Raw genomic sequence first — 16170 nt, 5'->3', positions numbered from 1 at the left:
GTAAATTCTGTTAGCCTAATTATTTGTCGGTATTTACTGTTGTACGGATTCTAGCTATGCTTAAGGCATACGAATCAGCAGATTTGATTCTGTTCTTGTAAATAGCAGAATGAAAGTGCGGGTATATGCAAATCGGCATAATGCCCTGATTAGGGTTAAATTTCATTAGTTGGTTGAATTTGGTTTGTTGATATTGGGTATCATTTTTAAAGTCGTGATTCGACTCTGTTGGTTAGTCTCTTTAGTTAGTTTTTGTGCATAAATTTATTTTGGTTAGCAAATTGGTTGTTAAGCGTGTGCAGCGTTTGCCAAATAAGATCATTTACAAAGCATTCCCATTTGACAACTGGGTGCTCTGTTTTTAATCTGTTTTTAAAATAAAATCTATCTGGTTTTACGTGCTTTTGGTTAAATCAAAACTGGAGTATTATCTGATTAAAAAAGATGAAAATTGTAAACAAAAAGGTAGAAAAAACATTAATGAGCACCTTTTTAAAGCATTTTGGTTAAAAAACAACAAAAACCAGTCGATTGGAGTCCATTGTTATTTATCCTAAAAACTTTATCGTTTAATACGATTTTTTTTCAGAGATATGGGCAGGTATGAAAAGGTCATACTGGTAACCTCTTCCATAACCTAATCAGCAAGGGGTAAACTTTTGAAGTGAAAATTCGGTACACAAAATGATAATGTTACCTTTGCGCCAAATGATTTTATACAAAACAGACGAACAGGTAGAACTGATGCGAATCAGTGCCTTATTGGTGAGCCAAACCCTTACAGAAGTTGCTAAAGTTTTAAAAGCAGGCATGCGTACGCTTGAAATCGACAAACTGGCGAATGAGTTTATTCTTGATAATGGTGCTGTTCCGTCATTCTATAATTATAATGGTTTTCCGGCCCATATTATTACCTCTATTAACGATGTGGTGGTACATGGCATTCCTGGCAAAGAAGAACTGCGCGACGGCGATATTATTTCGGTTGATGTGGGTACCATTAAAAACGGCTGGCACGGCGACCATGCTTATACTTTTATTATTGGAGAAGTTAAACCTGAGATCTTAAAACTGGTTAAAACCACCAAAGAATCGCTTTACGAAGGCATTAAAGAAGCTGTTGTAGGCAAACGCCTGGGCGATATCGGATTTGCCATTCAAAACTATAATGAAAAACAAGGCTATGGCGTGGTGAGAGATTTGGTTGGACATGGCCTTGGCCAAAGTATGCACGAAGATCCACAAGTGGCAAACTACGGCCGCAAAGGTAGCGGAACCATGTTAAAAGAAAATCTGGTAATGGCTATTGAGCCTATGATTAACATGGGTACGAAAGATGTATTTCTGGATAAAGATGGCTGGGCAATCAGAACTGCCGACGGACAACCTTCTGTTCATTTCGAACATGATGTTTGCGTTAAAAAAGGTCAAGCCTTAATTCTTTCCGATTATTCGATTATCGAGGCCGCTGAGAAAGCAAATGCTAACCTGAATACTTCTTATTATTAAGAGATTTAAAGGTGTTAAAATAACATAGGGAGAGATGCTGAATAAATTCAGCATGACGTACGTTGGTTTCCCTTAATATTGCCATAAAAAAGCCCGGCAATTCTTGCCGGGCCTAAACCAATTCTTAAATAGAATATCGTTATTTCGCTTCTTCCAGTTTTAATACTACACTGGTTCTGTTATTGTTCAAATTTGGGTTGAAACCCACCTTCATCAGAAAATCGCCGGTGTAAGTTTTGATGCTATCAATGGTTGATTTTTTACCCGGAAAAAGGTTAATTTCTTTAATCTGGTATTTTTTTGCAGCATCTAATCCAGCCATTTTAATGGGATACTTACTTCCCTCCTCGTAGCGGTAATTCACCAGGTAATTAAAAATCACCCCTTCTGTTTTTTGTTCATTTACATACAACATCGATGCTACGCTACCTGCGCGTGGGTTAGCCAAACGGTATTGCTCACCATGCCAGATAATCGGTTTCACTTCGTTATAGTTTTTAATCGCTTCCTGGCAAAACTGAAGTTCCTCATGCGGCAATTTACTCACTACAATATCAAAGCCCAGTTTCCCCATCATGGCCACATCAGTGCGGAATTTGATTGACTGTTTGCCCCAATCGGTTACATGGTTAGAACTGCTGATGGCCGGATAAAAATAAGAGTACTCCCATTGCATAAAAATGCGTTCTAAAGGATCGGTATTATCACTTGGCCAAAACTCGGTAAAGTACTGTAAAGCGCCATAATCTACCCTGCCACCGCCTCCAGAGCACAACATCATCGGAATAACTGGATATTTAGCCCTGATGCGCTGCAATACACTGTATAATCCCCTAACATAATCAATGTAAAAATGCGATTGATTTTTTAAGTGTGCAGAATAGGCATTATAAATTACGGCATTACAATCCCATTTAATGTAAGCTAGTTTCGGGTTTTTGGTCAAGAGGTCATCAACCACACCGAAAACAAAATCCTGAACTTTGGGGTTCGACAAATCGAGTTCTAACTGGTGCCTGAAATAATATTCGGGGCGCTTAGGCTGCTTCACTACCCAATCAGGGTGTTTTTCGTACAATTCACTTTTGGGGCTCACCATTTCGGGTTCGATCCAGATCCCAAAGCGGGTACCTGCCTGATCGGCTTCTTTAATTAAGGAGCTGATCCCATTCGGAAGTTTTTGCTTATTTTCCTGCCAATCGCCCAATGCGGCGGTATCGCTGTTGCGCGGATATTTGTTTCCAAACCAACCGTCATCCAGCAGAAAAAAATCGACACCCAGTTTTTTGGTATCTTTTAATAATTCGGCCAGTTTTTGCTCATTGAAGTCGAAATAAGTGGCCTCCCAGTTGTTTAAAAGCGTTAACCGATCTCCTTTCCCATCCAATATTTTATAGTTACGTGCCCAGTTCTGCAATTTTCTGCTGGCCGCACCTTTTCCCTGATCAGAAAAAGTATATAAAAATGCAGGTGTTGCAAAAACTTCTCCCGGCTTTAAGCTATAAGGCGAAGCATAATTGTTCATGCCGGCAATAATGCGGAGGTTATCCTGATAATCCAGTTCGAGATCAATTTTGAAATTCCCGCTCCACTCTAAGGCACCGTATAAAACACTCCCTTCGTTTTCTTCTGCAGGTTTATCTAACGAAATCATAAAAACCGATGGCTGAAACAGGTTGGCCCTCGTTCCCAGTTTACTATCCAATGTTTTAATGCCATGGGTAATTTCGCTTTGCTCTGGCTGCATTTCCTTTGCCCAATCGCCATGGTACTGGTTTAGCCAGAAATGTGGCGATTTTAAGTGCAGGTTGGCTGAAGCATATTTATGCAGCACCACCGCTCCCTTTTCGCTGTGTTTAATTTCGGTCCATTGTTCTATTACATCCTGCTTATAAAACGATTTGTAAAACAGGGTAACCTCGAAATTGTAGACAGGATCTTTTAGCCTGATTTTGAGCAAGCTTACATTATCATCAACAGCAGTTACGGTATGATCTACATATTTAAGATCGAGCGAATTATTGCCATCGGCATGGGTAACCGTAATGGCAGGTTCTACCAGGTTACGAGATCCTGATGGAGTATAAACGGAATTTAACTGACCGGTATAATCGGACGTTTGTTTATACTGACCGGCAACCTGCGCGTATTCTTGCTTATTGGCAAGTTTTTTCCCGAAGAAAATGGTATTCACATCCTTATTTGCCCCGGCTTGTAATACCAGGGCATTGTTTGCCGTTTCGATAGGAATGATAGTTTGGGCATTTAAAGTGCCAAAGCCCAGGCAAAGGGCAATGGCCAGAACTCCTCGTTTAAAGTAATTTGAAAATTGATCTGTTTTTTTCATTTGTGGTTAAAATATAGGCTAATGTTTTAGATAGGTTTTTATTTTTTTGAGGTTATTTTAAAAATCAACGCATCTTTTGCAGCCAGTTTTAGGAGCTGATTATCCTGAATGGAAGCTGTTTTCTGAGCAATAAGATCTGTAAAATTGTATTTTTCGCCAGTTCTTAACGCAAGACGGGAGAAATCGAGGTTGATTTTTTGTTCGGCATCGCTGTAATTGAATATGGCCAGATAAGTCACATTTCCAACCTGTTTTACAAAAAGTGGTGAAGCAGATTTGCCCATACCACCTTCTACCGGAACAAATGCTTTTCCATTCTTTAAAATTTTAAGGATTTCGGTGTTATTCAGTAAGCGTTTGGCCGTGTTTGTCCATTTACCCGGGCGGGAAAAATCATCGCCTGTAATGCAAGTGCCTGTAACAATGGCTGATAAAAAGCGAGCCGTATTTTCCGCATCAGATTGATCGCCAAACACCACATGATCTGCGTCAATATAATCGTACAGATGCGTTTGCCACCAACCGTTGCTCACACCATTTAAAGTATATTCGGTATCGTGTATCGATTTAAAGGCATCGCAGGCAATACGGCGCATGTGTACGTACCTGCCAGAAGCCAAACTGGGCGAAATAGCAGCATAAACCAACATTTTATGATCGAGCTGTTTGAGCAGAAATTCCATACCAGCCTGATAAGCCTGCATACCAGTGCTAATTTTAGGATCGTAAAAATGCTCCGATTCGATTGCAGCATGACCTAAAAAGTCGATTTTAATCATTTCAAAACCACATTCCTTAAACTTATTAATTACAGTTGCAATGCGTTGTTGGGTGCCCGGATGTGTGGGATCTAAAGCACGGGCACCATCAAGATCATGATAGCCCGATCCAACTTTGGTCCACATCTCGCCAAAAGTATAATTGGTCCCTTCGGCCCTGCGGTTGCCGCCGCCTGCAAAACCCCAATCTACAAAAGGTGCCCAGTAGATCCCGGGTTTTAAACCTTTTGCTTTCGCATGATCGGCAAAAGTTTTGAGTTTGGAATAGTCGCCGGTTAAACCACCTTTAAGTAAATTATCCCAGTAAGAATCGAGGTCGATATAAGCTACCCCCTCACTCCTGAAAGATTTAAGGCTATCGGCAAAGAAATCAACTACCTGATTGGCTTTTTCTAATGTAATTTTCTCCTGCATGGCTCCCCAACTGTTCCAGCCCACTGGCGTAGGGCTTTTCCATTTAAAAATTACAGGTGGCTCGGCTATACGGTTTGCTTTGGCATAAGTTTCCATCCCTGAACGCCAATCGCTAAAACTGCCAAAAAATATACTGGCCGAAGTCACTGTATTTCCTTTCAGATAACCGTGCGCTATTTTATCGCGGGTAATGCTTTCGTTAGTGTAACCGCAAACGGCCTCAACAGTTATTTCTTTAGTTGCATCCATTGTAGTGATGACTCCGGTTTTCCAGTTGCGGTGATCAACAGAGCCTATCACATAACCCTTTCGCGATGGATTATGGTATAAAGCAGTAACCTCGGCACTCGGATTGCTAACATTGGCTTGAAATGGAAGGGCCTGATAAGAAATAAAGGTATCGTTATCAAAAGGCACAAATAAGCTGGTAGCTTCATCCTTAATCTGGCTATCCATCAGATTTCCCTTTAAAGGTACCATGCGGTTTGTGGCCAGATTACTGCCGGTTATGTTTACAGAAATGAGAAAGTAATCGCGGTTGGAATAGGTTAAAATGATTTGCTGCATGTTGGGCAAGCCATCCTGTTTTAATAAAAAGGTATGTTTAATTCCCTGTCCAAAAGCATCTTTTACTGCGCTTTTTGTATAAGTAATTTGCGTGTAGTTTCTGGAACGAAGTGTTGTGTTTTGATAACCCACTTCCGAAAAGCCCTCCGCCAGCAGCAAAACCGGACCGTTAAAAACAGTAAAAGTGCCTGTTTTAAGGTTATAGTCTATTTTGCCTGCTTTACCGTAGCGAATAATGGTTGCCGATACGGATTTGAAAGCCGACAACAGCGCAACCAAAACCAATAAACACCTGAATTTAAATAAATTAACAATAAGCATATCCGCTTTAAAGTTTAGTTGAGGTTATCTGGCTTAATGTACCGTTTATTTTAAGTTTTACTTTTTGCGGTTTTGGCGAGGCAATGCGGTAATGGGTAATTTTACCATCCTTCCAAGTCATATCAACCGTAAAATTGCCACGGGCTTTTAGGCCTTTAATTTCGCCAAAAGCTTTCCAGGCATCGGGTATTGCAGGCAGCAATTCGATAAAGCCATCATGACTCTGAATAAGCATTTCGGCAATACCTGCCGCAGCACCAAAATTTCCATCAATCTGGAATGGTGGCCCGGCCGATAACATATTTGGATAAACCCCGCCCCCGGCACCGTAATTCATATCGGTACGCAAGGTAGGTTTTAAAATTTCCCTTAAAAGCTTAAAAGCACGGTTTCCATCCAGTAAACGGGCCCAGAACAACTGTTTGTAGGCAATCGACCAGCTTGGCCCGTCGTCACCCCGTACCTCCAGCGTTTTTTTAGCAGCCTCGGCCAAAGCAGGCGTAGTTACCGGCGTAATTAAGCCTGCCGGATAAACGCCGTATAAATGTGAAATGTGGCGATGTTGCGGATCGGTTTCCTTGTAATCTTCCAGCCACTCTTGTATGCGGCCATCTTTGCTGATTAGTCCAACCGGCGGGATGGATTTTAGTTTTTCCTCTAGCGAAGCGCTGAACGCTGCATCGGTTTTAAGCAATTTGGCTGCAGTAATTACGTGGTTAAAAAGCTCGCGTACAATCTGGTTATCAATGGTTGGTCCCATCGAAATACTGGCCGTTTTTCCGTTCGGCAGGTAAAAAGTATTCTCAGGCGAAACCGATGGTGAAGTAACCAGCCAGCCTGTTTTAGGATCTTTAACCAGGGCACTTTTATAAAATTCGGCTGAACCTTTTAACACCGGGTAAATGCTTTTCAGGTAATTTAAATCCTGACTAAAGGCGAAATGATCCCAAAGGTTACTGCATAACCAGCCAGAACCTGCATTGGAGGCACCCCATGAGGCACTTTCTCCAGGCTCCGTAAATCCCCAAACATTGGTAATTACATGGGCAATCCATCCATTGGCATTGTAATAAGCTTTTGCAGTTTTTGCGCCCGGTATGGTTAAGCTCCGCACCAGTTCTGCCAGGGGCAGATTAAGTTCCGAAAGGTTAGCTTGTTCAATAGCGAAATGGTTCATTTGCACGTTCACATCCAGGTGGTAATCGCCATTCCATGGGGTATTGATCTGGTTGGCCCACAAGCCCTGCAAATTGGGTGGCAAAAGTCCAACCCGGGTACTGCTGATGCTTAAATAGCGGCTAAACTGAAAAAACAGGGCAGCTAGCGAAACATCGTTTTGATAATCTTTGTAGAAATGCTCGAGTCTTACATCGGTAGGTAGTTTAGCGGCTTCGCCTTCGCCCAAATTGATTTTTAAGCGGTTAAAAAGCTTAGCAAAATTAGCATTGTGTTTGGCCAGTTCAACTGCATAGGCTGTTTTTTTGGCCTGTTGCAAAGTATTCTTAACACGTGCTTCAAAATCAGCATGTTTGAAATTGGTTTCTGCTGCAACGTGAATCAGTATTTCGGTAGCATTTTTTATTCGAATGATATTGCCTGTGGTAACTACTGAGCCACCTTTAACAGTGGTACTTACCCGGCTCTGGTATTTCATGCCTTTGCCATCGGTGCCGTTATCCAGCTGACCAAACATCAACAGATCCTTACCATCGCTGGCCAAAGTTGCTTTTTCGGGCCTGCTGATGGAAATATTGCAATTTAGCTTTCCGGGCTGATCAGCCGTAAGGCGAATAACATTTATATCATTATTAAAACTGCAGAAATATGCTCTTTTATATTTTACACCGTTGAGAGTAAATTCGGTGGTAGCCACCGCCTTATCCAACGATAAAGTTCTTTTGTAAAACGCTGGTTTTACGTCTTTATCGCCAGGATACGTATAATCAACCTGCAAATTACCCAGGGTTTGGTATTTCCCCCAGGCTGCACCACCCGAGCCCGGTCCTTTACAAACAAAATCGCGGTTAACGAGTGCCTGGGCTTCATCGTTTTTACCTTCCAGTATCAGTTCTCTGATTTTAGGAAGACTTTTGTAAGCTTCATAGTTGTTGGCATCCTGCTTACCCCCACTCCATAAAGTAATATCGTTCAATACAATCTGCTCTTTCGTTATTCCTCCGTCAGGGGTCATGCCCAGCTTGCCATTACCAAGCGGTAGCGTTTCTTCCCAAATTTTGGCAGGTTTATCATACCAAAGGTTTAGGGGCTTTTGCTGGGCTGTGGCATTTTTACCGATGAAAAGCGAAAAGCAGGCAATAACAGTAAGTTGTTTTAAATACATTAGTTTCATTTGTGTGTTGTTGATCATACAAGCAATCGTCATTTCGAGCGTAGTGTAGCGAAGCCGAGAAATCTATTAAAGATCTCTCCGTTCCAGTCGAGATGACGACCGCTTAAGAGGTTTACTGCTTATTCCAGAACCTGATTTCACTCATATTGCTATAATTACCATCACCAGTGGTTACATGTTTAATCCGGATGCGAATATAACGAATCGGTTTGCCTCCATTATCCAATTCGGATGTAAAAGCATTTTTACCATCGTCTGATCTGGTAATGTCTTTTAATAGTACCCAGCCTTTACTGGTTGCTTCGGCCGGCCATCCGCTGTTACTAGCCGATAAGCTAGTAGTTGCATTGGTTAAATCGGCGGTTCCCCAAACTTCGAAACGGTCGGGATTATTACAGCAATCGCGGCCGGTTTCCTCTATCCGCGATAAATTGGTGTAAACCTTACCCAAATCGAAAGTAATTACATGAGGCATACCACTGTTGCCTGCGCTATGGAAAATATTGGGATAACCTTGTGGCCCAACACTTCCATCCCATAACTTACTAATACTGGTTCCCGATTCGTAAGTCTGCGCATCGCCCGGCAAACGCACTTCGCTAAACAACGACCTGTCGCACAGCACATAAGTAAATATTTTAGGAAAGGTCGAAAAATCTGATACCGTAAATATATCCAGCGAACCTTTACCAGGGATAAAAGCTGATTTGTAAAGGATATCTGTTCCGGCCTTATAATCGGTAAGGGTAATAGCGGTATCTTTTGGCAAAAGTATTTTATCTACGCTGGTACCGGCATTATTGGTATACCGCACAATGGTATTCACATTAATGGTATCGGGTGTATTAAAATTGAGCTGAACCGAACCATTGCTGTTTACCACATAGGGGTTGATAGCGTTGTAAGGCCTGTTTAACAAACCCGATTGGTAAAGCGGACCAAAAACCCGCACATTTCTGGCCTCAATCGGGATAGACCTGTGCCCTTGCGCATCGTAAGAGTAAACCGTAAAAGTATAGGTATATTCTTTCAGGTTCGAAAGGATTACTTTAACGGTATCGAGCGGATTATGTGTGGTTGAATTCACCACCGCCGAATCGCCGTTGTTGTTCCAGTATACCACGTATTTGGTTACACTTGGGTCGGGACTTGAGTTCCACCAGAGTGCAGTGCGCAAGTTGCCCGGTTTGGTAATGATGTTTGCCACACGACCGGGATAAACCATCTCGCCATCTTTTAAAAATTCTTTAAAAGCAAGATCATCTTTGGTACAGCTGATAATCAGGGTTAACAGCAGCAGCAACAAACCACTTATTTTATATATACTTTTCATATCTGAAAATTTATCTTCTTTTGTTAATCAATAACTATCTCGGATCGCCGTAAAAGGCCATTTCCATGGCATGTGCAAAGGTACCGCTCGACCATGTTGTGCTTACCGATAAGCGGATATAGCGCACTTTAGGGTTGGTTAAGGGGAAATTGAAACTTACACCTGCTTTTACAAAATCGTTATCTGCAGTGGTATGCGCTACCGGAGTGGCACCAGACGGCGGATTAGGATAATTGTAATTGCCCATGTTAATCCAGTCGCCGATAACCGTTCCTTCGGGTGCCGATAAAGGCAATTGCGCATCACGTGGGGCCGCTACATCAGAACCCCATACCGAAAATACCTTTGGATTTCCGTGGCCAAATGCGAATTTATCGCCACCATCAGGTCTTTCCCATAAAATAAAGCGGCTTAATTTAGCGCTTACGCCTAAACCAAAAGTCGCAATGGCAGGCATTGCACCACCTGGTGCAGTGTGCCAGCCATTAGAGTTCCCATCGGTTTTTCCATCCCACAAATAAGGTAAATCCCAGCCATAGGCAATAACCCCATCAGATGGCAGTCTGTACTGGAAGAATTTCCCCCTATCCAAAAGGGTTTCGAAAAATGGTGTAATGGTTTTGTAAGTAGTATCAGAAATGTTCCCAAAGTTATCGGTAACGTAGTAACCAATTTTTTTGGCCACAGGTGCATAGCCCCTAACCGAATAACTGATTACATCTGCTTTGCCATAATGCTGATCGATCACATCAGAACTGTTGTTATCGTTTACCGAAAGCAGAATAACACCGAGATTACTTTTTGCCGGGTTGGTTCCGGTAACTTTAATTCCACCGAAATCTGGCTCAGCATTGATACTGGGTTTAGCCAATAAATAAGGTGGGGTGTCGGGATTAACCTTAACCACAACCGGATCTGATTTAACCTCTGCCCTGCTTACCGCATACAGGGTAACATCGTAACCTTGTTTTTTAGCGAAACCATCAACCATAATCGAATCAGAATAATAGCTCGATTTAGTTTCGCGGGTGGTTACCCCGTTTATTTTATACTGCGCCAATACATACAAAAGATTTTTAGAATTGGGCAAAGAATAGGTAATGTAAGCTCCGCCATTAAAATTATCGACTTTAACGTTGGTTACCACTCCCGGCTTGGTCATATCTGAAGAAGCTGGATCGTTATAGCTTTCCATTTTTTTGCAGGCTGCAAGGCTTGCCAAAACAGCGACAATAAGCGCCAGGTAAATACTATGTTTAATATTTTTCATGTTGTTTAATTTAAACTACCAATAAGGATTTTGAACAAGGTTTGGATTCACTACCAGATCGGAACTTCTGATAGGCCACAGGTAATCTTTCAGGCCAAAAACAGGAATAAACTGGGTAGTTGGCCGGTAATAGTTTACGGCATCAGCATTGTTGATGCTCCAACCCTGTATCGGGCTGCTTAGCACAGCCTGTAATTCTTTCCACCTTCTTAAATCCCATCCGCTCTGGCCTTCAAAACACAGCTCAATTCGTCTTTCCTGGTGGATAATCTGTCTTAAACCTTCTTTGGTATTAAATTTATTCGGACTTTTTGAAAAGTTTGCCCACGAAACCTGTACCCCTTGTAAGCCAGCCCTTTGACGCACTTTATCGATGTAAGTAAACACATCTGCAGTTGGTCCGTTTACTTCGTTTAAAGCTTCGGCATATAAAAGATATAAACCCGCTAAACGGATTAAAGGCATGCGGAATGGCGACGACTGAAAACCATCATCATAAACTGAGGCATAGCTCACCAGTTTTTTAGGCCAGTAACCGGTGATGTTCAACCTGATATTATCGCTTGGGGCGGCAAAACCACTTCCCCTGGCCGAAACATAGTATAAAGGTGCACTAGGGCTATCCTGAAAGTTACGGCCATTGCCAAACCAGATACCACCATCGAAAGCCATATCGGCATAAAAACGAGTTTCGCGGGCAAAGTGACCTTTAATGGTTTCGTAACCCTGCTGGATATAATAGCGACTGGCATTATCGCCGGCTTTAATCGTATTCCTGCCAGCATAGTCCCAGGTCTTATCCTCTGTAATCGGTACGCCATTTACGGTGTAAAAAAGTTCCTGCGTAGCAATCGGAGCAGAAAAAGTAGAGGGATTAGAGAAAATATTTACCGCCGATTTCGCTGTAAGCCTCGGAGTAGAAAATCCCTGGTAGTTAAACTCGGGGTTGGAAGCCCAGATAATTTCAGAATTTAGCTCCCATCTTTCGGCAACAGCATTCTGCACATCCAGTTCTCTTTTCAACGAATCGGATAATTTACCAACGGTAGAGGGTGCGCTAAAAGTATATAATTTAATGCCTTGTGCTTCGGCAGCAGTGATGGCTATTTTAGCCGCATCGGCAGCTTTTTTCCATTTCTGTGCATCGTAGGCAGCAGGGAAAAGGCTTACCCCGTCTTTATCTTTAAAACCTGCATAATCCGGATTACCGTTAAACAACGGACTTGCAGCCGTGGCCAGCACATCGGCTTTAACCGAAAGGGCAATTACACTGGTAATACGGCCCAGCTCTGTAGCCTGACTGCTAATCACCGGTGGTAAATCGGCCGCAGCTTCATCTAAAAGCGATACAATGTAATCAACCGCTTCATCAACAGGCACTCTTTTCACCCGCACTTCGTCGGTTGAGCTGTTAATGGCCAGGTTGGTTTTAATTAAAGGAATTGGCCCGTACATTTTAAATAAAACGTAGTGGTAATAAGCTTTTAAGAATTTGGTTTCTGCAATCCAGCGTTTCTTTTCAGCAGCTCCCAGGTCAATTGGTTTATCGATGTTTTCGAGCATGATATTACAGATCCTGATCGAACGCCAAAGGCTATAACTGCCTTCCTGCCCATCCCAGGTATTTAAACCAGGTCTCGCAGCAGTTTGTGTTCCGCGCAACAGGTTAAAGCCTGTAGGGTTAAAACCCTGAAAATTATCGAGTGTATTCGAATAAATTAACTCTGAAGACGTGGTAAAGCCCGGGTTCGTGGCCATATCGTTCATGCGCTGCAAATAGGCATAGCAAGAATACAGGTAGTTCTCGGCCTCATTCCGGTTCCTGAATGCATAATCTAATGTGCCAATGTCATCGGGGGTAACATCGAGGTATTTTTTACAGGATGCAAAAGTGCAAAGCATTAAAAGGATGCAACTGTATTTGAAATATGTTTTTATCGTTTTCATTATAAGGTTACGTTAAGACCAACATTGAACACCTTTTGTATTGGATAGGCAAAACCATTTCCACCCTGCTCGGCATCCCATAATTTGAAAGGGCTCCAGGTAAGCAGGTTTAAGCCATTGAAATAAATGCGGCAGGAGTTTAACTTAATTTTGCTAGAAATGCGCTGCGGAAGCGTATAGCCCAGCTCTACCGATTTAAGGCGTAGCAAACGGCCGTTTCTCATCCACCAGGTACTGGTTTGCGCATTGTTTTCCAAATCAACAGCATTTACAGCCAGTCGGGGGTAAAGCGCATACAGGTTCTGGTTTTCCGGCGACCAGTGGTTATCGGCAAAATCTTTCAGCAATTGCGTATTGCCCAGTATATATTGCTGATTACTTGGCACAAATGGACTTACCTTAGTCGGATCGATAAAGAAAGTCATGCGGTCTTGTCCGGTAAAAAAGGCCGAAAGATCGAAACCTTTGTATGATGAGCTGAAACCAAAACCATATACGATTTCAGGCGATTGTGGGAAACCGATGTAAGCTTTATCGGCCTCATCAATTCTACCATCATTATTTAAATCGCGGTATTTAATATCGCCTGCCCTTGGTGGTTTGCCATTGGGCGAGAAAATCTGCGTTGGCGAATTCTGTACTTCTTTATCATCCACAAACAAACGTTCGGCAATGTAACCAAAGTTGCGGTTAATGGCTTGTCCCGTGGTATAGCGGTAAGCTTCTGCCCATTGTGGCTCTTCGTAATTGAGGTATTTATTTTTGGCAAAAGTTAGGTTAGAACGCACAGCGAAAGAAAAATCGTTCACCCTGAATTTATAATCGAGCGATAAATCCATACCTCTCGAGCGCGCCTCGCCTACGTTTGCACCAATGCCCGATTCCAGTCCTAATGTAGTAGGCAGGTTGGTACGCGGCATATAAATATTGTAGCGGTAGTTGTTGTAAAACTCGGCAATAAGGCTCAGATCTTTAAAAAGTGTTGCCTCCAGCGCTACGTTGGTCTGTCTTGAAGTTTCCCAGGTTACATCTTTATTTTCGTAATTATTAATGAACACACCATTACGGTTAGATGCGCCATTAAATCCAAACTGGGCATAGTTTCCACCACCATTTAGGTTAACATCCGAAATATAGAAAAAGCGTTGCGCACCAATGGCATCGTTACCTACAATACCATAACTAGCCCTTAATTTTAAGCGGTTAATCACATTGGCTAATCCCCCTGTCCAGAATTTTTCGTTAGAAAGCACCCAGCCGGCACCAATGGTTGGGAAAAACCCGAAGCGGTGGTTCTCCGAAAACCTTTCCGATCCGTTATAACCAAAGTTAGATTCGATAAAATAGCGGCTCTTATAGGAATAGGTTAAACGACCGGCCAAACCTAAATTGCGGTAAGGAAGCGAATTTTGCAAAGAGCTTGCATTGCTGTAAACCGATTGCTGGGCTGTACCAATTAAAGTACCGCTAACATTATGGTTACCAAAGGCTTTATCGTAATTTAATGAGGCCTGGGCATATAAAAAGGTATTGATATTGGTGCCTCCCGGATAGTACGACAAATATTCTTGCGCAATATTTGGTGCACCACCCGTTACCGAAGAGTTAAGCCAGTTTAACACGTAAGTATTGCTTTGTTTATCGTAAGAACCAATGTTGTAATAAAATGGCGAGTAGGCACGCTGCGAATCAAAATACGAATAGCGGTTGGTACTGAAGATCGTTTTAAACGAAAGTCCTTCGGTAAAGAAATCTAATTTCTGGTTAAGCTCAAACTGGGCCGACATGCGCGATTCGGAAGAGTTTTTATGTCCACGCAGCATGGCAGCATAAGGGTTATTATCTAAAATGCTGTTCTGCCCTGAACCTCCCCTGTTACCAAATAAAATGTGTTGGGCATTTTGGTTGGCAGCATCGGCAGGGTAAAATGCCGGAAAAGAAACCGGACTAGTATGAACGGCAATGTTGTACAAATCGGTAGAAAAACCACCATCAGTTGCCAGCGGACCATTATACTCGCTAAAATTACCTGATAAGCGAACCACCATTTCAGTAGTTTTACTCAAATCGATATTGATGTTGGAGCGAAGCTGATAGTTCCGGAACTTGATGTTGTTATCGTTGTTATTGCGCGAATCTTCTTTCAGCACGCCGTTATCTAAATTGTACGATCCTGCGATATAGTAACGGGCAACACCACCGCCACCGCTAATACCCAAATTTGCACGCTGTGTGCTGGTGCGCTTTTTAAAGAGCATATCCAGCCAGTCAACCGCCGGGTAAACGTATTCGTTATAGCCCGGGCTTTTATTTACCGTGGCCTGCGTATTAATGATTTGGTTTGGCGTAAACATGGGATCCATGCCCCTGCCAATCGATGCTTCGTTAAAAAGCCTCATGTAGGTAATCGGATCGGCCAGTTCTAAATTCTGCACCGATTGAGAAGCCGATTGCTCCAGCCTGAAATTGATTTTAGCCTTCCCTTCTTTACCCGATTTGGTCGCAACCAGAATTACACCGTTTGCACCCCTTGCGCCATATAAAGCAGTGGCACTCGCATCTTTCAATATCGAAAAGCTTTCAATATCATCAACCTGAAGGCGTGCCAGATCTGAACTGGTTAGCTCTACGTTATCAATCAGAATTAACGGATCTCTTTTATACCCGAAAGTAGTTACCCCGCGGATAAAAAACTGCGAATTGTCTTGTCCCGGCTGCCCGCTGCGCTGGTAACCAATTACACCGGCTATCTGTCCGGAAAGGGCATTGGTTAAATTGCTCGATGGAATTTTAAGGTTGCCTACCTTTACGGTGGTAACCGAACCTACCAATGCTTCTTTACGTTGTTTCTGACCAAGGGCGGTAATAACCACCTCTTCCGAGAGCATATTCTCTTCGGCCAGTTTTACGTTAATTACATTGGCAGCACCAACAATTACACGGTGCTCGCGATAGCCCACATAAGAAAAACGCAGTTGCTCGCCCGGAGTTACATCGAGTACATACTTACCATTGTTGTCGGTTTGCGTACCCACATTTACTTTATTAACTACCGCTACGGTAACACCCGGAAGTCCAACCCCCAGCGTATCGGTAACTTTACCTGTAATGGTTTTCTTTCCTGCCTGCGAAAAACGGATCAAGCGGAAAAGTTGGGGGTGATGGAATAATTTGTTTCTTTTGTATCTTATAGCAATTACAAATTCCCTTGAATCAGGCCGAACAAACCCTTATCAGTTTTTTATTACCAGAAGGCATTCTGGATTATTTCGAAATACTCAAAGTCGAAAAAGAGCCAAAAGAGCTTCAGATCTATCTTGAAGAAAAGAATAT

Annotated in this window: 8 protein-coding genes; 1 reads left to right on the top strand and 7 read right to left on the bottom strand. The window is 42.6% G+C overall.

The window, feature by feature from the left end:
- The first annotated feature begins 708 nt into the window (after nt 1-708).
- Nucleotides 709-1509 (top strand): type I methionyl aminopeptidase, encoded by an 801-nt coding sequence (map, locus tag HWV58_RS21955; protein ID WP_175636154.1) that lies wholly within the window; start codon nt 709-711, stop codon nt 1507-1509.
- 139 nt (nt 1510-1648) lie between these two features.
- On the opposite strand, the gene HWV58_RS21950 is transcribed toward map, so the two are convergent.
- The 7 genes from HWV58_RS21950 to HWV58_RS21920 form a co-directional block, all read right to left on the bottom strand.
- Nucleotides 1649-3856, bottom strand: coding sequence for an alpha-galactosidase (locus HWV58_RS21950; RefSeq protein ID WP_175636153.1), 2208 nt, complete (start codon nt 3854-3856; stop codon nt 1649-1651).
- A 38-nt stretch (nt 3857-3894) separates the two neighbouring features.
- On the bottom strand, nt 3895-5937 hold the full coding sequence (locus tag HWV58_RS21945; protein ID WP_175636152.1) for an alpha-galactosidase: 2043 nt from the start codon (nt 5935-5937) through the stop codon (nt 3895-3897).
- A 7-nt stretch (nt 5938-5944) separates the two neighbouring features.
- Entirely contained in the window at nt 5945-8287 is a 2343-nt protein-coding gene (locus HWV58_RS21940) for a glycoside hydrolase family 95 protein (protein WP_235972793.1), read from the bottom strand.
- Between the two features lie 112 nt (nt 8288-8399).
- Complete coding sequence (locus HWV58_RS21935) at nt 8400-9620, bottom strand: DUF4998 domain-containing protein (protein ID WP_175636151.1); 1221 nt, start codon at nt 9618-9620, stop codon at nt 8400-8402.
- A 34-nt stretch (nt 9621-9654) separates the two neighbouring features.
- Entirely contained in the window at nt 9655-10890 is a 1236-nt protein-coding gene (locus HWV58_RS21930) for a DUF5000 domain-containing lipoprotein (protein WP_175636150.1), read from the bottom strand.
- A gap of 15 nt (nt 10891-10905) precedes the next feature.
- Nucleotides 10906-12837 (bottom strand): RagB/SusD family nutrient uptake outer membrane protein, encoded by a 1932-nt coding sequence (locus HWV58_RS21925; protein ID WP_175636149.1) that lies wholly within the window; start codon nt 12835-12837, stop codon nt 10906-10908.
- Entirely contained in the window at nt 12837-15980 is a 3144-nt protein-coding gene (locus HWV58_RS21920; RefSeq protein WP_175636148.1) for a SusC/RagA family TonB-linked outer membrane protein, read from the bottom strand. The genes HWV58_RS21925 and HWV58_RS21920 overlap by 1 nt, the downstream gene beginning before the upstream one ends.
- Nucleotides 15981-16170 lie beyond the last annotated feature (190 nt).

The sequence above is a fragment of the Pedobacter ghigonis genome (genome assembly GCF_903166585.1).
In the GTDB taxonomy this organism is placed as follows: Bacteria; Bacteroidota; Bacteroidia; order Sphingobacteriales; family Sphingobacteriaceae; genus Pedobacter; species Pedobacter ghigonis.
The sequence above is the reverse complement of the archived record's forward strand: the minus strand, read 5'-3'. Positions and strand labels throughout refer to the sequence as shown.